Below are 17,073 nucleotides of genomic sequence, written 5' to 3'. Positions count from 1 at the left end.
TCCGTTCAGCCGAGTTCGGAGTGCTCGACGGGATGGTCTTCGGTCTCTGACATCGTGTCAGAGCCGCGCAGGCGCGCCAGGGCCGTGAGGCCGTGGTAGCCGATGAGGGCGGCGGCCGTGCCCAAGGCGATGCCGCCGAAGGAGACGGAGCCGATGGTCCACGTGTAGTCCCCGATGCCGACGACGAGCGCCACGGCGGCGACCATGAGGTTGATCGGGTGCGCGAACGACACCCGGTTCGAGACCCAGATGCGCACGCCGAGCAGGCCGATCATGCCGTAGAGGACCGTGCCGGCGCCGCCGAGGACGCCCGGCGGCACGGTGGCGATGGCCGCCCCGAACTTCGGCAGGAGGCTGAGGACGACGGCGGCGAGGCCGGCCATCCAGTACGCCGCGGTCGAGTAGACCTTGGACGCGGCCATGACGCCGATGTTCTCGGCGTAGGTGGTGGTGCCCGAGCCGCCCGCGGAGCCCGCGAGCATCGTGGCCAGGCCGTCCGCCATGAGGGCCCGGCCCGCGTAGGGGTCCAGGTTCTCGCCCGTCATCGCGGACACGGACTTCACGTGGCCTACATTCTCGGCGATGAGCACGAAGACGACGGGCACGAACGCGGCCATGAGGGACGGCACGAACTCGGGGCGGTGGAACTGGGGCAGGCCGAACCAGGCGGCCTGCTCGATGGCCTCAAAGTTCACCTCGCCGCGGATCAGCGCCGTCACGTACCCGGCGGCCACCCCCATGAGGATGGACAGGCGCCCGAGCAGGCCCTTGAAGAGGACGATCGAGAGGAGGACCGCCGCGATGGTCACGAGGGCCGTGACGGGCGACTTGTCCACGTTGGCCTTGGCCGCAGGGGCCAAGTTGAGGCCGATCAGCGCGACGATGGCGCCCGTGACGAGCGGCGGCATGATCCGCGAGATCCAGCCCGCGCCCACGAACTGCACGAGCAGGCCCACGGCCGCGAGCAGCGCACCGGAGAGGATGACGCCGCCCAGGGCCGCGCCCATCCCGCCGCCGGGAGCGGCCGTGGCCGCGGAGATCGGGGCGATGAACGCGAAGCTCGAGCCCAGGTAGCTCGGGACCCGGTTGCGCGTGATGAGGAGGAACAGGAGCGTGCCCAGCCCCGAGAACAGCAGGGTGGTCGAGGGCGGGAAGCCGGTGATCGCGGGCACGAGGAACGTGGCCCCGAACATCGCGATGACGTGCTGGGCGCCGACGCCCGCGGTGCGCCCCCAGGAGAGCCGCTCGAGGGGGCCCACGTAGGAGCCCGGGGCGGGGGCTCCGCCGTCGCCATGAAGGGTCCAGGGAAGTGCCATGGGCACCAGTGTAGGCGGAGGGGCGCGGCTAGGCTGAGGCGGTGACCACAACTGATCGCCCCGCCCGCCGCGACTCTGCCCTCCGGCTGGCCGTCAGCGCGTCCGCCGGAGTCGCCGCGGGCCTCCTCGTCGGCCTGCTCGGCCTGGATCGCGCGCTCTTCGGCGACGAGTCGCCGGTCGTGAGCGTCTGCGCCGGGTGGTCCGTCGGCGCGCTCGTGTTCATGGGCCTGTGCATCCACCACCTCTGGCCGCTGGACGGCCCCGCGACGCGCGCGTGGGCGACGAGGGAGGACCCGTCGGTCGGGTGGTCCCGGGCCGTGGGCGTGGCGGCGGCAGGTGCTGCGCTCGTCGGCGTCGTCGGGCTCATGGCGCGCTCTCACGCCGGAGGGGGAGCGTCAGCGCTCCCGCTGGCCATCCTGGCCATCCTCACGGTGGCGTCCGCGTGGTTCGTCATCCACACGCTCTACGCGCTGCGGTATGCGGAGGACTATTTCACGCAGGAGGCTGAGGGCGACGCCGGCTGGCGCCACGGGGCCGCCGCGGGCGCCGGGGAGGCGAGCCCGGGGCAGGCGGGCGACGCCCGGCCGAGGCCCATCGAGTTCAGCGGCTCGCCCATTCCCACGTACTCGGACTTCGCCTACTTCTCGTTCAACCTGGGGCTGACGTTCCAGGTCTCGGACACGGACGTGGGCTCCATGCGGCTGCGGCGGACGATCCTCGTCCACTGCATCCTGTCCTACCTCTACAGCACGGCGATTCTGGCCTCCGTGGTGAACCTCGTCATCGGGATGCTCTGAGGCGCTAGCCCGCGGGGTGCGGGGCGCTCGCGTCCCATTCGGCGCGGAGGAGGGCAGCGGCCTCGCGGGGGCTCGGCGCGGCGCAGATCGCGGAGACCACGGCCATGCCGTCCGCTCCGGCCTCGCGCACACGGCTGGGGTCCCCCGGGCCGAGGCCACCGATGGCGATGCGCTGCACGCCGAGGCCCTCCGCCGCCGCCAGGAAGTCCCGCAGGCCGTCGAAGCCCTTGGGCGCGGGCGCATCTGCCTTGGTCTGGGTGGCGCGGACCGTGCCCACGCCGATCGCGCTGACCGTCCCGCGCGGCAAGCGCCGCAGCGCCTCGAGATGCTCGGGCTGGTTGGCGGAGAGGCCGAGGTGGGCGGCGGGGCCGAGGAGGGCGCGGGCCTCCGCCGGGGAGCGGTCCGACTGCCCCACGTGAACGCCGTCCACGGGAACACCCGCCGCACGCAGGCGCACGGCGACGTCGACCGCGTCGTTGAGAACCAGGGCGGCCCTCCCGTCCGTCACGGCGGCGACCTCCCGGGCCAGGGCCTCCATCTCCTCGGCGGTCGCGTCCTTGGCGCGGATCTGGACCATGCGGACCCCCGCCTCGACGGCCTCCGCGACCACCTCGGGGAGGGTGAGCGCGTGGACCCCGCGCTCGCGGGCCTGGGCGGTGATGCGGGTGTCTGCAACGAGGTAGACCGAAGGATCATTCACACGGCTGAGGGTAGCTTCCGGCGGATAAGATGGCAATGGCCGTGCCTTCACGTGCCGGAGTTCTACCTGTTCCCAGAGGAGCCCTAGTCATGACCACGCCCGAGGCGGAGAGCCGGTCCGCTGTGCGATTGCCCACGTGGGCCGGGTGGTGCATCGGCGCAGTCCTGCTCCTCGCGGGCCTGGCCGTCTCAACCCTTCATGGCACCGACCTCATGGCGTACCGCTCCGGTGCCAGGGCCTTCCTCGAGAACCCTGCGGGGCTGTACGAGGGGGCCCTGCCGCTCGAGGACGGCCGCTCCCTCCCGTTCACCTACCCGCCCTTCTCGGCGCTCATCATGGTGCCCCTCGCGCTCCTGCCCTACCACGTGGCCATGGCGGCCATGACGACGACGTCCGTCGTGGGGCTCTTCCTCGTCTGCCGCGACCTGGCCCCGCGCGTGGCGGCGCTCGTGCCGGCCTCCGCGCAGTGGGTCTGCACGGCCCCGCTTCTCACCGGCATCGCCGCGTGGCTCGGGCCCATCCGGGACTCCTTCGCGTTCGGGCAGATCAACATCATCGTTTTCTCCGCCGTCTACCTCGCGTGCGTGCGCTGGGGTCTCGGCGCCGCGGCCGGCGTCGTCGTCGGCATCATGGGCGGCATCAAGCTCACGCCGCTCGCGCTGGGCCTGCTGCCGCTTGTCTGGGGGCGCTGGAAGATGCTCGTCGGCATGGCTGCCGGGTTCGCGGGGACCATTGCCGCGATGATGCTCGTGGCCCCGGGCGTGACGAGGCAGTACTGGTTCGAGGTCTTGCGGGACCCCTCCCGTGTCGGCGGGATCGGGTACTACGACAACATCTCGTTCGAGGGCGTGACCGCCCGGTTCGGGATGGACATGAAGGGCCTCTGGTTCCTCGGTGCCGTCTGCCTCATCGCCCTGGGGCTCATGGCCCTCCTGGGCCTGCGCGGGCGCGGGGACCTGCCCTCGCAGATCAGCCTCGCGAGTGCCGTCATGCTCTTCATCTCGCCCATCTCGTGGGCGCATCACGCCGTGTGGATTCTCGTCATCCTCTACGGGTGCGTCGTGCTGCCGCGCGAGACAGGGCGGTACAAGCGCTCGTTCGCCGTCCTGGCGGTCGTCATCTTCCTTGTCCTCGGCGTGGGGCTGCGCGTGCTCGGGTGGGACTCCGCTGATGCGGGGCCGATCACGAGCCAGCCGTGGGCCAAGGTTGTGGCCAGCATTCCCGCGCTCTGCCTCGCCGCCTACGTCGTGCTCGCATTCCTCACGGCGGTGCGCCTCCCGGACCGCCCCCGCCTGTTCGAGCTTCCCCAGCGCGTGAACTGGCGCCCTCGGCGCGCCGCAGCCGCGGCGCCGACGGCCCCCTTGACTGACCCGACCCTCCCCGATCCCAAGCCGGCTTCCGCGACGGAGGCCGAAGAAGGTGCACGATGACTGAGAACACCAACCCCGAGCGTTCCGGGCCCCCGTCCAGCGAGGTTCCCCGCCATCAGGAGCCCTACGGCGCCCCGGGACACGGCCCGTACGGTCAGGGCCCCTCCCCGTACGGGCAGGCCGACGCCCCGTACGGCCAGGGCGCGCCCCAGTACGGCCCATACGGGCAGCAGCCGGCCCCGAACTACAACTACTCGCGGCCCCCCTACCAGGCCCCGCACAACGACTCGAAGGGCCTGAGCGTCACGTCCCTCGTGCTCGGCATTCTGTCGATCATGGGCGGCCTGCTCTTCTTCGTCCCCCAGGTGGCAGGCATTGTCTTCGGGCACATCGGCCTCCGCCAGGAGCCCACGGGCCGCCCCCTGGCGATCGCCGGCCTCATCATGAGCTACCTGTCCCTCTTGCTCTTCATCGGGGCCATCGTGCTCTTTGTGATCATCCTCGGCCAGGCGGCCAACGAGATCGACATGGATCTCAGCCCGAGCCCGAGCCCGACCTTCCCCTCGCCGAGCGTCTCCCACTCCGGCGCCACCGCCTGAGCACTGCCACCCGGACGGACGAACCCCCCGGCCCCACCCCGAACGAGTCGGGAGGAGCCGGGGGTTCCGCGTTGCGGCAGCCGCCGGCGGGGTGAGCCCGCCGCCAGGCGCCGTCGTCGTGCTCTAGAGGACGCCCTTCATGAGCGCCGAGATCCGCTTGGAGGCGACGAACAGGATGACGCCGCACACCACGCTCGTGAGGCCGATGCTGACGAAGTACGGCACCTCATTCGTGGGGTCGTAGTACTTGGCCACCGTGCCGGCCAGCGTGGTGCCGATCGAGGACGCGAGGAAGTTCAGCGCCACCATCTGGGTGGGGAACTTCGCGGGAGCCAGCTTCGTCGCGAGCGAGAGGCCGATCGGGGACAGGAGGAGCTCGCCCATCGTGAAGAGGAACAGCACCGCGACAAGAACGAGGACGGGAGTCAGCGTCTTGCCGTTCGCAAACGGAAGGAACACGAAGTACGCGAAGCCGATGAGGACAAGCGAGATCGCGAACTTCCGCGGCGTGGCCGGGGCCCGCGTGCCCAGGCGGGTCCACATCGCCGAGAGGACGCCGGCGAAGATGATGACGAAGACCGCGTTGATCGACTGAACCCACGAGGCCGGGAACTCCCAGCCGCCGATGCTGCGGTTCAGTCGCGTGTCAGAGTACAGCGCGATGAACGTGAACTGCTGCTGGAACAGAGACCAGAACAAGGTGGCCGCGACGAAGAGCGGGATGAACGCCTTGACGCGAGAGCGCTCCTCCCCGGTGACCTCGCGGTCACGAAGCATGACCGTGAAGAACGCGAGGGCAGCGAAGAGCGCGACGCCGAAGATGACCCAGTCCAGGGTGTCGGTGGCCAGGCCCAGCCACAGGGCGAGGCCCATGACGACAAACCCGCCCACGACAACGGGAGCGATGAGCTTGCGCTGAGAGCCCTCGAGCGGATCTGCGGGCGCGTAGGCGGCCTCGGGGAAGCGCTTGCGGCCCATCGAGTAGACGATGAGGCCGATGGCCATGCCCACGGCAGCCGCCCCGAAGCCCCAGTGGAACCCGCGAGCGTCCTTGAGCCAGCCTGTGACGAGCGGGCCGAAGAGCGCACCGATGTTCACGCCCATGTAGAAGATGGAGAAGCCTGCGTCCCGCTTCGGGTCCTTGCGCTCGTAGAGAGTGCCGACGACGGCGGTGGCGTTGGCCTTGAGGCCGCCGGAGCCGATGGCCACGAAGATCAGGCCGATCAGCAGGCCGACCTGGCCCGGCAGAAGCGCGAGGGAGACATGGCCCAGCATGATGAGGATGCCGGAGATGAAGAGCGTGCGCTCCTTGCCCAGAACGCGGTCGGCGACCCACGCGCCCATGATGGTCATGAGGAAGACCGTGCCGCCGTACGCGCCGACGATGCCGAGGGCGGTGGCCTTGTCCATGCCCAGGCCGCCTTCGGTGGCCGAGTAGTACATGTAGTAGGCGAGGATGCCCTGGAGGCCATAGAACGAGAACCGCTCCCACATCTCCAGAGTGAAGAGCACGCCGAGCTGGGGCGGGTGGCCCCGGCGGGTTGATCCCGGTGAATCCGGGCGGTCTATTGAAACAGTTGCAGTACTCACAAGTCTCAACTATCTCACTCTGCGGACACTGAGGACAATTGGGTTTCTCCTGGATGGGGCGTCTGCCCGCGGCGCGCGGTCGGCGCAGGCGGCGCCGCGACGCGTCAGCACGCGGCGCGTTAGCCTTGGAGCAGGACAGACAAGGCCACACGAAAGGTGCCGTCATGCATGACATCGAGAACATTTCCGCCACCGACCTGACGAGCGGGGACGACGTCCTCGACGTGCGGGAACAGGACGAGTGGGACGCGGGTCATATCGAGGGCGCCCGCCACATTCCGCTGAGCGAGCTCCCCCTGCGCATCGACGAGCTGGACCCCGACGTCGACTACAAGGTCATCTGCCTGCGGGGCGGGCGCTCCGCCAAGGCCACGCAGTGGCTCGTGGGCCAGGGGTACTCCGCCGTCAACGTCTCGGGCGGCATGGACGCCTGGGCGGACGCGGACAAGCCGATCGTCTCGGCCGCCGGCGAGCCGTTCGTCAAGGGCCACTGAATGCGCTTTGCGTACCTGGGCCCGTCCGGCACCTTCACGGAGGCGGCTCTCCTCAAGGTGGACGGGGCGGCCGAGGCTGAGCGGGTGCCGATGCCGAGCGTCCCCGCGGCGCTCGACGCGGTCCGCACAGGAGCGGCCGACGCCGCCATGGTGCCCATCGAGAACTCGGTGGAGGGCGGGGTCACGGCCACGCTCGATGCCATCGCCGCCGCGGACGGCCTGCGGATCGTCGCCGAGCAGATGGTGCCCATCACCTTCGTGCTCGCGGCGCGCCCGGGCGTGGCGCTCGCGGACGTCAGGGGAGTCTCCACGCACGGGCACGCGTGGGCGCAGGTCTCCGAGTGGGTCGCGCAGAATCTGCCCGACGCCGCCTACTTCCCCGCCGGCTCCACCGCCGCGGCGGCCCAGGAGCTCGCGGGAGGGGAGGCGCCGTTCGAGGCAGCCGTGTGCTCCCCCCTCGTGGCCGAGCAGCTGGGCCTCGCCGTCCTGGGCGAAGACATCGGCACCGTCAAGGACGCCGTGACGAGGTTCGTGCTCGTGGCACCCCGCGGCCTGGTCTCGCGCCGGACCGGCGCAGACAAGACGACCCTCGTCGTCAGCCTGCCCGAGAATCGCCCGGGCGCCCTCATGGACATCCTCAACCAGTTCGCGAGCCGCGGGGCCAACCTGAGCCGGATCGAGTCGCGGCCCACGGGGCGGGGGATCGGCTCGTACTTCTTCTCCATCGATGTCGACGGCCACGTCTCCGACGCCCGGATCGCCGCAGCCCTGCGCGGGCTCAAGAGGATCGCGGACGTGACGTTCCTCGGCTCGTACCCGCGCGCGGACGGGGTCCGGACGGAGCCTGCCACCCACACCTCGGACGAGGCATACCGCTCGGCGGACGCCTGGTTCGAAGGGCTCTTCGACGAGCGCTGAGGCCCCGCCCGGCCGTTTGCCCCCGCGTTTGGCATCTGCCACCCGCAATGTCATGGGCAAACGCCATTCGAGGGGGCAAACGGGGCTGTGCGCGCCGTGGCTCAGCCCTCGCCCGAGTCCCCGAGCGTGAGACGCTCCAGGAGGCCCGGCGTCTTCGGGGGCACGTGCACGGTCAGGGAGCGCGGCCGGATGCGGGCCTCGAGCCGGACGGCCTCCCCGGAGAGATCGCCGTCCAGCTGCGTGCCCATGGGCTCAGCCGCGCGGATGGCGATGCGCTTGGCGTGCTCATACTTCATAACGGGGATGTCCGCGCTCGAGCGGCTGATCGTCTTGGCGGCGATCCATGCCCAGCCGAGGACGCCGCGCGGGGACATCGTCACGATGGACAGCAGGCCGTCGTCGACCTCCGCGCCCGGGATGAAATCCAGGCCCGTGGGGAGCTTCCCAAGGTTCGCGAAGAGGACGCTGCGGACCTTGGTCCTGTGGAACGGGCCGCCGTCGATGCTGATCTCGACGTCTTTGCGCTCGCCGGGCAGCAGGCGGATGCCGGCGTCCGTGTAGGCGAGCCAGCCGAACCGCTTCTTGAGGTCGTCGTTCGTGGCCGCGATGACCTCCGCGTCGAGGCCGATGCCGCCCATGACAAGGAAGACCTCCTCGGTCACCCGGCCGTCGGGGGCCTCGATCGTGATGCGCGCCGTGTCGATGACCCGGGTGCGCCCGTCGAGGGCGGCCTCGATGGCCGCGTCGAGCGCCTTGGAGTCCAGCTTGGAGGCGTCGATCCCCAGGTTGCGCGCCAGCAGGTTGCCGGTGCCGAGGGGGATGATGCCGAGCGGCACGTGCTCCGGGTTCTCGTCCTCGTCCGCCAGAACGCTTGAGATCTCACGGACCGTGCCGTCGCCGCCGGCGGAGACGACGAGCGTGGCCCCCTGCTTCAGGGCCGCACGGGCCTGCCCCTCGCCGGGGTCCTCGGTGCTTGTCTCGAGAACGAGGGGGGCGGGCCAGCCGCGCACCGCGCACGCGACGCGAACGCCCTTGAGGGCCCTGTCCGCATCGTTCTTGACGGGGTTGATGATGAGGGCCACCCGCTCACTGCCGGGCGCCGCATGGGGCCAGACCGAGGCCTCCTTGGCCTGCGCGGCGTGTCGGCGCTCCCCCTGGCGGGCGAGTGCGCGGTCCGTGTGCTCGGACTCGGCCTGCCTGCGGCCACGGCTGACGCCGACGCGGTACGCGACGACGAGGACCGCGACGATCGCCACGAGGGCGACGAGCGAGAGAATCCAACCAGTGGCGTCTGCGAAGGCGGGGATGTCGGGGTTCACGGTCACAGCCTATCGCCGCAGAGCGCCCCGGATATGATGGGCACGTGATTGACGTCAAGGACCTTTGCGAAAACCCGTCCGCCTACCGCGAGTCCCTCCGGGCCAGGGGGGCTCAGGACTCCGTCGTCGACGAGGTCATGGCGGCTGACTCCGCCCGTCGCTCCGCCATCGCCCGCTTCGAGGCCCTGCGCGCCGAGCAGAAAGAGTTCGGCAAGCGCGTCGCCGCCGCCAAGGGCGAGGAGAAGCAGGCGCTTCTCGCCGAGGTCAAGGACCTCGCCGCGAACGTCAAGGAGGCCGACGCCGAGGCTGGCGCCGCGCAGTCCCGCCTCACCGAGCTGGCCCGCTCCATCCCGAACCTCATCATCGAGGGCATCCCCGCCGGCGGCGAGGACGACTTCGTGACGGTCAAGACGGTCGGCGAGCCCCCGGCCTTCGACTTCGAGCCGCGGGACCACCTCGAGATCGGCGAGAAGATCGGCGCCATCGACATGGAGCGGGGCGCCAAGGTCTCCGGCGCGCGCTTCTACTTCCTCAAGGGCGTCGGCGCCCGCCTGGAGCTGGCCCTCATGAACATGGCGCTGGACCAGGCCCTCGCCGCGGGCTTCGAGCCCATGATCACCCCGACCCTCGTCCGCCCCGAGACCATGCAGGGCACCGGCTTCGATGTCGCGCACGACGACGAGATCTACAAGCTCGCCGAGGACGATCTCTACCTCGTGGGCACGTCCGAGGTGGCGCTCGCGGGCTACCACGCGGACGAGATTCTCGACCTCACCGCGGGCCCGAAGCGCTACGCCGGCTGGAGCACGTGCTACCGCCGCGAGGCCGGCTCGCACGGCAAGGACACCCGCGGCATCATCCGCGTCCACCAGTTCAACAAACTGGAGATGTTCATCTACTGCCCCGTCGAGGACGCCGAGGCCGAGCACGCCAAGCTTCTCGCCTGGGAAGAGGAGATGCTGGCCAAGTGCGAGCTGTCCTACCGGGTCATCGACACCGCCGCCGGGGATCTCGGCATGAGCGCGGCCCGGAAGTTCGACTGCGAGGCGTGGGTCCCCACCCAGGGCACGTACCGCGAGCTCACCTCGACCTCGAACTGCACGACGTTCCAGGCGCGCCGCCTCAACATCCGTGAGCGCGCCGAGAAGGGCACGCGCGCCGTGGCCACGCTCAATGGCACGCTGGCGACGACCCGCTGGATCGTCGCCCTCCTCGAGACGCACCAGCAGGCTGACGGCTCGGTCCGCGTCCCCGAGGCCCTCCGCCCGTACCTCGGCGGTCTCGAGGTCCTGCCGGTTCTCTGAGGCTCCCTCAGCGCCCCTGGGGGCCCGTCTCTCCGCAGACAGTGACGCGGAAGAGGCGGGCCCTTCCCTGTGCGTCGACGAGCTCCACGCCCGCAGCCCGGTCCAGGCCCTCCGTCCCGGGCAGGACCTGGTTGACCTCGGAGACGTAGGGTCCGCCGAAGTCCAGGGCGAAGTAGGCGCCCGTCGCCCGGACCGCGGAGCACACGAGCGGGTCCGTCGCGGCCTCGCGCCATCGGTCCAGGAGGTACTGAACGTCGTCCGAGACGGCCCCGTGAACGTGAGGCTTGAGGACACGGCGATCAGCCAGCGCGAGGGCGAGCGACTCGCCGTTGCGAGGGTTCGCCACAATGGCCTGGTCCTCGCGGACGTGCCGCGGCAGCCGCTCGAGAAGAGCGCGTTCGTCAGGGGACAGCAGCAGGGCGCCCTCGACGAACGAGTAGCGGGACGCTACCTGCTCCTGCTTGACGCGCATTGACCCGGTCTGGAGCTTCAGGCCGAGTCCCGCCACCGCGACGGCCAGGACCGCCGAGGCCGCGACCGTCCGTCCCCCGAGGGCCCGCCGTGCCGCGGCCGCCGTCGTCGACCTCGAAGCCCGCGTGCCCGCCGCCCACCCGTGCAGGGCGCGCACGGGGCGCACTGCGCCCGCCCAGGCGAGAGCGGAACGCATGAGCGCCTCCGCTCCCAGAACGACGACGGGGGCCGAGGCCATCGGGAGCAGGGCGGCGAGACGGTTCCAGTCGTTGTACCAGTTGCCCGTGACGAAGAGGCGCAGAGGCGTCGGCGCGAAAGCGATGCACACGATGTACAGCGCACCGCTGACGCCCATGAGGCACGCGACCCAGGTCAGACGGCGGGCGCGGACGATCGCCACGAGGCCGGCCACCGTGAGGACCATCATCGGGATGCCGCCCGGCATGCCCACGGGCGTGCCACCGAGCACTTCCCCGAGCGCGCGGGACGGGGAGGTGACGGGCCGCCACGTGGCCGCGCTGGCCGGCGGGCGGAGGACGACCCACGCCGCGGCGCCGCTCGCGAGGTAGGCCAGGGCGGCGAGGACGAACCGGCGATGCGCGCGGGCCGCCTCCGGGGAGGATCGCCGATCGAGAGTGAGCCTGTAGAGGCGCGCCGCGACGAGCGGGAGGACGAACGCGACGAGGGCGAGGAGCATGCTCGGGTGCGCGAGGAAGAGGCCAGGGAGGACGAGGGCGAGGGCGGCTGCCGCGAGGCGAGGGGACGGCGCAGCGGAGAGGCGCAAGGCCTCGATGGCGAAGCCCAGCGCGGCGGGGAGGATGGCGATGGCCATGTGCGTCGGGTACAGCACCCCCATGTCCACCATGTGGTACGGGAAGGCGGGGAAGGCCGGGGCCACGGCCCCCGTGATCGCCATGGGCAGCAGGCGGGGCCCCGTCACGCGAGTGACGAGGAAGAGGAGCCCGAGGGGCCAGATCACAGCCGCGGTGACGATATTGACGAGGGTGACGGTGGCCGGGATCGACAGGCCGGATGCGGAGAAGAGCAGGGCCACGAGGTCGTGCCACGCCGCGGGGTAGAAGCCCTGCGACTCGGGGGTCAGGTTGCCGAGCGTCAGGGAGGAGCCGTTCTGGCCCCGGACGATCGCCCGGACGGCGTTGAGGTGGTAGACGTTGTCGTAGGACTGGGACACGTGCTCGACGTTCCCGAAGGCGAGGGCGTAGCGCAGCGAGACGACGGCCCCGGCGAAGGCCAGCGCCGCGCCGCAGACAGCGGCCGTCAGGCGGCTCGAATGCGGGGCGGGTGCGGGGCCGGCCATCGAGGCGGGGGAGAGGTCGGCGGCGTGGGCGGGGGGTGTGGGCGACGACGGGGCCGCGGGGGCGAGCCGGCCCCCGAGACGGCGGACTGCCGCGGCTGCCGCGACGGTCAGGCCCGCGGTGGCGAGCGCCGCCCGCCAGTCCCACGGGACGTGAAGCGCGCCGGCGGCCACGGCCGACGTGCCCGCTATGGTCACCGTCACAGGGCCCGCCCCGGCAAGGGCGGCGAGGCCACGGGCGCCGAGAGCCCGCAGGACGCACCACCCGGGGACCATGATGAACGCGACGGCAATCGCGGCGAACGGAAGTGTCTCAGACCAGCGCATAGCCCAATCTCACCGATGTTATACAAGCATTCGTCAGTATAAATGTTTGCTGAGAGTTCTCGTGAAACGTGGGTGTCCTGGGGGCGGAGTGCTGGCACGATGGAACCATGCCTCCCACCGCGCCTGCTCCTCTCGACCCCATCCAGACCAGCCCGGCGGAGACCCCCGCGGCGGGGCCTCGCCTCATTGCGCTCGACGTCGACGGGACCCTCGTCAACCACCACGGCGACATGTCCTTCGGGGTCCGTGAGGCCGGGCGCGCGCTGGCGTCCCGCGGGGACGCGCATGTCGTCGTCGCGACAGGGAGGGGGCTCTACGCGGCCCTTCCGATCGCGCAGGAGTTCGGGATCGAGTCCGGTTACATCGTCGCCTCGAACGGGGGCGTGACGGCGCGGCTGGACCCGGCGCTGGACGGCGGGCTGGAGGTGCTGGAGCGCGTGACGTTCCGCCCCGCCCGCGTCATTCTTGCCCTGCGCGAGCAGCTGCCCACCGCGAACTTCGCCGTGGAGGACGAGCACGGCCAGTACTGGTCGACGCTCGAGTTCCAGGATGCGAGCTTCGGTGTGCCCGCCTCGTCCCTCCCGCTCGAGGAGCTCGCGGAGAAGACGGCTGTGCGCGTGGTCGTGTTCAGCACGGACTCCTCGGCGGAAGAGTTCGGCGAGGCCGTTGAGTCGATTGGCCTCCATGGCGTGACGTACTCCGTGGGGTGGACCGCGTGGCTGGACATCGCCGCGTCCGGGACAACGAAGGCGAGCGCGCTGGAGAATCTGCGGCGGCGGATCGGCGTCGATCCTGCGGACACCGTGGCCATGGGGGACGGGCGCAACGACATCGAGATGCTCGAGTGGGCCGCGCGGGGCGTGGCCATGGGCCAGGCTCCGGAGGAGGTCAAGGCGGCTGCGGACGAGGTCACGGGGTCGGTGGACGACGACGGGGCCGCCCGCATCCTCCGCCAGTACCTCAGCTGAGGGCGCCGGATACGCCACAGGGCGCCGGGCTGCGAGAGGCTCGGCGCCCTGTGGGCACGCGTGTCAGGGGCCGCCTCGCAGAAGCAGGGGCGGCCGCCGGAGACGACTACGGGTGGATGGCCGACGTCGTGGTCAGGCCGGTGATCTGCGTCGTGGTCGGCGCGATGTACGGCGCAGGGACCGTGTAGGAGAGCGTCGCGCTCTGGACAGAGGAGGTCAGCGAGAAGTTCGTCCAGCCGTAGGCGGGGCTGATCTGCACCGTGGCGGGCATGATGACGACCTGGCCGTAGTACTTCGTGCCCGTCTGCGTGATGACGAGCGGGGACGTCGTCGTGAACGTGATGGTGCCGGTCAGGGTCGCAGAGCCGTCCGGGTTGGTCGTGATGACCGGGGCGGCCGCGTTCCAACGGCCGTTGACCTTGAGGTTGACGAGGTACGTGCTGATGGAGTCGCCCGCCGAGCTGAGCGTGCCCGAGATGGCCTTGTTCCACTTCTGGCCCGCGATGGTCGCGTTCTGGAGGGGCCAGAGGGCGTTGGGGCCGGCGGGGATGGTCGCGCTGACCTGCGTGACGAACGTGGCGCCGGCCGCGAGCGTCGTGGAGGAGCCGGGGATGTAGCCGGAGCCGACGTTGGCGGTGGTCGTCGGCGTCGAGATCCACCAGCCGCTCGTGGAGGCGTAGGCGCCCGTGCTGCCGCCGGCGTTCGTGGCGGGCGTGAAGGAGCCCTCGCCATTGACGAAGTAGGAGGGCTTGGTGGCCGAGTTGGTCGCGTCGCTCCAGTTGATGTCGCTCTCCGGGCGGGGGTTGGAGGCGAAGTATCCGGTGGGGGTCGTGGGGTGGATGACACCCGTGTCGTTGGCGCCGGCGTAGCCGACGTAGCCGCCGTTGAATTGCGTCGAGACGAACAGGCCGTAGTCGACGAACGTCTGGTTCGCGACAGGGGAGGCTGCGAAGGCGGGGGAGGCCGTCGTGGCGAGGACCGCGGGGGCGGCCCAGGCCGCGGTCTTGACGACCGAGCGGCGGGTGGGGGCGGGGCTATGCGATTCAGAGGAGATCATGAACAGAGACGCTACACCAAGTAGTTAGGCAACCTCTAGTGATTGTCGTCTTTAAAAAATAGCGTTTTTAGTTCGCGTGAATCGTGAGATGAGAGCATTCCATGACGACATTGAGACCTGGTTTCCGGCAAGGGCTCACTGCGTCAGCCCGCCCCCTTCCCGAGACGGAGCAGAGGCCCCCGCGCCCGCCGCGCCCGAGCCCCTGCCGTCGGCATTGACAGTGCGCGAGGCCTGGCGCGGTCACCCGGGCACAAGAAACGGCGCGGCACCCCGTCATGGGGTGCCGCGCCGCCTGCGCGTGCGCGACGATCAGACGTCGCGGCCCTGGGGCTCGTCCTCCTCGGACTCCTCGCCGTGCTTGGCGAAGCGCTCGATGGAGCGCTGGAGCTCGGCCTCAGCCTCGGCGCGGCCCTGCCAGCCCTCGATCTTGACCCACTTGCCGGGCTCAAGGTCCTTGTAGCGCTCGAAGAAGTGCTCAGTCTCCTTCTTGAACCACTCGTCGAGATCCTCGAGTTCCTGAATGTGGTCGAAGCGCTTGTCGGCCGGGACGCAGATGAGCTTTGCGTCTCCGCCGCCGTCGTCCGTCATGTTGAGGACGCCGATGGGGCGGGACTCCACGAGGACGCCCGGGTGCAGTTCAACGCCGGGGATGTAGACGAGGGCGTCCAGCGGGTCCCCGTCTTCGCCGAGGGTGTCCTCGAAGTAGCCGTAGTTGGCCGGGTACTGCATCGACGTGAAGAGGACGCGGTCGAGGCGCAGGCGGTGCGTCTCGTGGTCGATCTCGTACTTGACCCGGGATCCCGCCGGGATCTCGATGGTGACGTCGTGGCTCATGGAGGCTCCTGTTGCTCGGTGTGGCCCAAGGGTGCGCGGCGAGTAAGGGGATGGGCCTGGGCGCTCGCCGCCGACTAGGATCAACGATATATTGTCCAGCCGTTCCCAGGAGTCCCGGATGAGGACCCGTACGCCCTTCGTCGCCGCTCTCTCTGCCGTGATCGGCGCGTCCCTCGGGGTCAGCTCCGCGCTTCTCGCGCCCCCTCCGGTGCCGGACGCGGCCTCCTCCTCTCTTCAGGGGACGACGACGAGCCCGCCGCCCCCGAGCGCCGCCGGCTCCGCAGCTCCGTCCTCCTCGCAGCCCGGGGCGGGGGATGCCGGGCTGTCTCGGGCGCGGGAATCGGCGAAGGCGGCCCTGGCGGAGGCGCCCTCCGTGGCGGGTCAAGCCATGCGCGGGAGCGTCGTCGACCTGGAGACGGGTGAGCAGCTCGCGGAGGCGGGGGCCGCGAAGCCCTTCCCCCCGGCCTCGTCGGTGAAGCTCGTCTCCGCCGCGGCCATTCTGGACGGGCTGGGCGCCGAGCGGACCCTGAAGACGCGGGTCTCGCGGGGCGCGACCGCGACCACGCTTGTGCTGAGCGGCGAAGGGGACGCCCTCCTTGGCGTGGGCGCCGGCAGGCCTGGGGAGGTCAATGGGCGCGCGGGCATCGCGACCCTCGCTGCGGCGGCCGCGAAGGCCCTGGTCTCCGGCGGCGCCGACATGCCGGCCTCCCTCACGCTCGCTGTGGACGATTCGCTCTTCCCTGAGCCTCTCAACCCGGCCTGGCCGGACGGGGATCTCGCCACGGGGCAGATGACCCGCTTGTCCCCCTTCGCCGTGAACGGCGCCTTCGCGGAGGAGGGGGCCGACGCCGGGCTGCGCGTGGCGGACCCCGCCATGACCGTGGGGCGCGCGCTCGCGGAGGCCCTGTCTCGGGAGGTCGCGGCGGCGTCCGGGCGCTCGGTCTCGGTGACGGCCGTGCGGGGTGCGGCGGGGAAGGCCGGGGCAGAGCTGGCCGCGGTGACCTCTGCTCCGGTGGGGGACCAGGTGGAGTTCGCGATGGCGCGCTCTGACAACTACGTCATGGAGGCCCTGGCGCGGGCGGCCGCCCGGGAGAAGGGCCTGCCGGCGACGTCGGCCGGGGTGGCCCGCTTGATGCGGGAGCGTCTGGCCGCGCTCACCCCGCACCCGGGGGAGATTGTCCCGGTGGACGCGAGCGGGCTCTCTGCGGACAACGTCGTGACGGCCCGGTCCATGGCGGGTCTTCTCCGGGCCCTGGCGACGAGCCCGGACCCGGCCGCGCGTGAGGAAATGCGGGGGCTTCCCGTGGCGGGTCTCACGGGGACGCTCGCGGAGCGGTTTGTCGCGACGAAGGCGATTCCTGGGCAGGGGCTCGTGCGGGCGAAGACGGGGACGCTTAATGGCACGTCTGTTCTTGCTGGATTTGCAGTGACTCCAGATCATCGAAGGGTCGTGTTTATATTTGCCTATGACGGCATTGAGGGGGGTTTGACGGAGGCTCGTCAGGCCCTGGATATCGCGGCTGCCCGCCTCGTCTCCTAGTGGTCTCGCGGGGGAGTGTCCCCTCCGCTTCCGGATGGCATTCGGTCAGAATGTGTCCATAGATCGGACATATCTGTTGTTAGCCAACCATGAAGTTAGCTACAGTAAGATCCGCTCCAGTGTTCTTGAGGAATTCTGAACGAGCGCTCTTACT

15 protein-coding genes are annotated in these 17,073 nt (G+C 70.6%); 8 read left to right on the top strand and 7 right to left on the bottom strand.

Annotated elements, in window-relative coordinates; translation table 11 throughout:
* Window positions 1–5: 5 nt before the first annotated feature.
* Entirely contained in the window at window positions 6–1,325 is a 1,320-nt protein-coding gene (locus J2S35_RS04815; RefSeq protein WP_380084154.1) for a uracil-xanthine permease family protein, read from the bottom strand.
* Between the two features lie 32 nt (window positions 1,326–1,357).
* Between J2S35_RS04815 and J2S35_RS04810 the strand changes: the two genes are divergently transcribed.
* Window positions 1,358–2,113, top strand: coding sequence for a DUF1345 domain-containing protein (locus tag J2S35_RS04810; RefSeq protein WP_309850415.1), 756 nt, complete (start codon window positions 1,358–1,360; stop codon window positions 2,111–2,113).
* Window positions 2,114–2,117: 4 nt separating this feature from the next.
* On the opposite strand, the gene J2S35_RS04805 is transcribed toward J2S35_RS04810, so the two are convergent.
* Window positions 2,118–2,813, bottom strand: coding sequence for a thiamine phosphate synthase (locus J2S35_RS04805; protein WP_309850413.1), 696 nt, complete (start codon window positions 2,811–2,813; stop codon window positions 2,118–2,120).
* 89 nt (window positions 2,814–2,902) lie between these two features.
* Here J2S35_RS04805 and J2S35_RS04800 point away from each other — a divergent pair, with 89 nt between their 5' ends.
* The gene (locus tag J2S35_RS04800) at window positions 2,903–4,243 is read left to right on the top strand and encodes a glycosyltransferase 87 family protein (protein ID WP_309850410.1); all 1,341 of its coding nucleotides are present in this window, start codon (window positions 2,903–2,905) and stop codon (window positions 4,241–4,243) included.
* A complete protein-coding gene (locus J2S35_RS04795) occupies window positions 4,240–4,782 on the top strand; it encodes a DUF4190 domain-containing protein (protein WP_309850408.1) in 543 nt (180 codons plus the stop codon). Before J2S35_RS04800 ends, J2S35_RS04795 begins: the two co-directional genes overlap by 4 nt.
* A 123-nt stretch (window positions 4,783–4,905) precedes the next feature.
* Here the strand turns inward: J2S35_RS04795 and J2S35_RS04790 are convergent, their stop codons facing one another.
* Complete coding sequence (locus J2S35_RS04790; protein ID WP_309850405.1) at window positions 4,906–6,372, bottom strand: peptide MFS transporter; 1,467 nt, start codon at window positions 6,370–6,372, stop codon at window positions 4,906–4,908.
* 164 nt (window positions 6,373–6,536) lie between these two features.
* On the opposite strand from J2S35_RS04790, the gene J2S35_RS04785 reads away from it, so the two are divergent.
* Complete coding sequence (locus J2S35_RS04785) at window positions 6,537–6,866, top strand: rhodanese-like domain-containing protein (RefSeq protein ID WP_309850403.1); 330 nt, start codon at window positions 6,537–6,539, stop codon at window positions 6,864–6,866.
* A complete protein-coding gene (gene pheA, locus J2S35_RS04780; RefSeq protein WP_309850400.1) occupies window positions 6,867–7,784 on the top strand; it encodes a prephenate dehydratase in 918 nt (305 codons plus the stop codon). It abuts the gene before it with no gap.
* A gap of 101 nt (window positions 7,785–7,885) precedes the next feature.
* On the opposite strand, the gene J2S35_RS04775 is transcribed toward pheA, so the two are convergent.
* Entirely contained in the window at window positions 7,886–9,103 is a 1,218-nt protein-coding gene (locus tag J2S35_RS04775; RefSeq protein ID WP_309850398.1) for a diacylglycerol/lipid kinase family protein, read from the bottom strand.
* A gap of 44 nt (window positions 9,104–9,147) precedes the next feature.
* Between J2S35_RS04775 and serS the strand changes: the two genes are divergently transcribed.
* Entirely contained in the window at window positions 9,148–10,407 is a 1,260-nt protein-coding gene (serS, locus tag J2S35_RS04770) for a serine--tRNA ligase (RefSeq protein ID WP_309850396.1), read from the top strand.
* Between the two features lie 7 nt (window positions 10,408–10,414).
* Here the strand turns inward: serS and J2S35_RS04765 are convergent, their stop codons facing one another.
* Complete coding sequence (locus tag J2S35_RS04765; protein ID WP_309850394.1) at window positions 10,415–12,520, bottom strand: DUF6541 family protein; 2,106 nt, start codon at window positions 12,518–12,520, stop codon at window positions 10,415–10,417.
* A 107-nt stretch (window positions 12,521–12,627) separates the two neighbouring features.
* Between J2S35_RS04765 and J2S35_RS04760 the strand changes: the two genes are divergently transcribed.
* On the top strand, window positions 12,628–13,488 hold the full coding sequence (locus J2S35_RS04760) for an HAD family hydrolase (protein ID WP_309850392.1): 861 nt from the start codon (window positions 12,628–12,630) through the stop codon (window positions 13,486–13,488).
* A gap of 106 nt (window positions 13,489–13,594) precedes the next feature.
* On the opposite strand, the gene J2S35_RS04755 is transcribed toward J2S35_RS04760, so the two are convergent.
* Both J2S35_RS04755 and J2S35_RS04750 read right to left on the bottom strand, forming a co-directional pair.
* Entirely contained in the window at window positions 13,595–14,545 is a 951-nt protein-coding gene (locus J2S35_RS04755) for an amino acid oxidase (protein ID WP_309850389.1), read from the bottom strand.
* 309 nt (window positions 14,546–14,854) lie between these two features.
* Window positions 14,855–15,379, bottom strand: a complete 525-nt coding sequence (locus tag J2S35_RS04750) for an inorganic diphosphatase (RefSeq protein ID WP_309850386.1) — start codon at window positions 15,377–15,379, stop codon at window positions 14,855–14,857.
* 118 nt (window positions 15,380–15,497) lie between these two features.
* Here J2S35_RS04750 and J2S35_RS04745 point away from each other — a divergent pair, with 118 nt between their 5' ends.
* The gene (locus tag J2S35_RS04745) at window positions 15,498–16,919 is read left to right on the top strand and encodes a D-alanyl-D-alanine carboxypeptidase (protein ID WP_309850384.1); all 1,422 of its coding nucleotides are present in this window, start codon (window positions 15,498–15,500) and stop codon (window positions 16,917–16,919) included.
* Window positions 16,920–17,073 lie beyond the last annotated feature (154 nt).

The organism is Falsarthrobacter nasiphocae, from assembly GCF_031456275.1.
Taxonomy (GTDB): Bacteria; Actinomycetota; Actinomycetes; order Actinomycetales; family Micrococcaceae; genus Falsarthrobacter; species Falsarthrobacter nasiphocae.
This window is presented reverse-complemented; position numbering and strand designations above follow the sequence as displayed.

What these genes read in the sequence shown, in the direction of transcription:
- pheA (WP_309850400.1), top strand. Translation starts at nt 6,867, where the DNA reads ATGCGCTTTGCGTACCTGGGCCCGTCCGGCACCTTCACGGAGGCGGCT.
- J2S35_RS04765 (WP_309850394.1), bottom strand. Translation starts at nt 12,520, where the DNA reads ATGCGCTGGTCTGAGACACTTCCGTTCGCCGCGATTGCCGTCGCGTTC.
- J2S35_RS04785 (WP_309850403.1), top strand. Translation starts at nt 6,537, where the DNA reads ATGCATGACATCGAGAACATTTCCGCCACCGACCTGACGAGCGGGGAC.
- J2S35_RS04760 (WP_309850392.1), top strand. Translation starts at nt 12,628, where the DNA reads ATGCCTCCCACCGCGCCTGCTCCTCTCGACCCCATCCAGACCAGCCCG.
- J2S35_RS04750 (WP_309850386.1), bottom strand. Translation starts at nt 15,379, where the DNA reads ATGAGCCACGACGTCACCATCGAGATCCCGGCGGGATCCCGGGTCAAG.
- J2S35_RS04755 (WP_309850389.1), bottom strand. Translation starts at nt 14,545, where the DNA reads ATGATCTCCTCTGAATCGCATAGCCCCGCCCCCACCCGCCGCTCGGTC.
- J2S35_RS04800 (WP_309850410.1), top strand. Translation starts at nt 2,903, where the DNA reads ATGACCACGCCCGAGGCGGAGAGCCGGTCCGCTGTGCGATTGCCCACG.
- J2S35_RS04795 (WP_309850408.1), top strand. Translation starts at nt 4,240, where the DNA reads ATGACTGAGAACACCAACCCCGAGCGTTCCGGGCCCCCGTCCAGCGAG.
- J2S35_RS04745 (WP_309850384.1), top strand. Translation starts at nt 15,498, where the DNA reads ATGAGGACCCGTACGCCCTTCGTCGCCGCTCTCTCTGCCGTGATCGGC.